Annotated in this window: 1 protein-coding gene; it reads right to left on the bottom strand. The window is 67.5% G+C overall.

Annotation, left to right across the window (positions count from 1 at the left end; translation table 11 throughout):
• Positions 1-529 (bottom strand): hypothetical protein (locus MKK63_RS26065; RefSeq protein ID WP_244006769.1); only part of this gene is annotated, 529 nt, incomplete at both ends.

The raw sequence follows: 529 nt of genomic DNA, 5'->3' as shown, positions 1-529 counted from the left end.
CAGGCTCGGGATGGCGTTGGAGTTCGGTAGGCGCGTGCCCGGGTCCGCAACAGGGTTCGGAGCGCCTTGCCCGTACCGATAGACCTCGGGCGTCTCGACCCTGAAGAAGCCGGTCCGGGCCGCGGCCTCGGGGGCGATCTTCGAGTACCGGTCGAGTGAGGCGTTGTGCGCGTCGATCGCATGCCGAGCCAACGTTTCCTGCGCGTCCACAATCTGCCGCAGCGCCTGCTCCGTCTTCGACCGGTCGCCACCCGCAATCGTCTTACCGAGCTGCAAATCCATGTTGGTCGTGTGACCCGCCTGGGAGACGGCCTTCGCCAACTCGGCATGCTGCTGAGTCGAGGCAGCATCGAAGCTGTAGGAGGCGTTCAACTGGCTCGGGTCGATACCGAGAAGCTGCGCACCGATGGCCTGGTCCTCGTTCCGCCAGTCCGCCCCCGATGCCGAGATCACGCCCTTGTCGAGAGCTCCCTTCTGCCGGCTGATGGCCGCGCGCGGGCCTCCTGCCCCCGGGCCCTTCTGGTCGCCC

Source organism: Methylobacterium sp. J-088, from assembly GCF_022829295.1.
In the GTDB taxonomy this organism is placed as follows: Bacteria; Pseudomonadota; Alphaproteobacteria; order Rhizobiales; family Beijerinckiaceae; genus Methylobacterium.
This window is presented reverse-complemented; position numbering and strand designations above follow the sequence as displayed.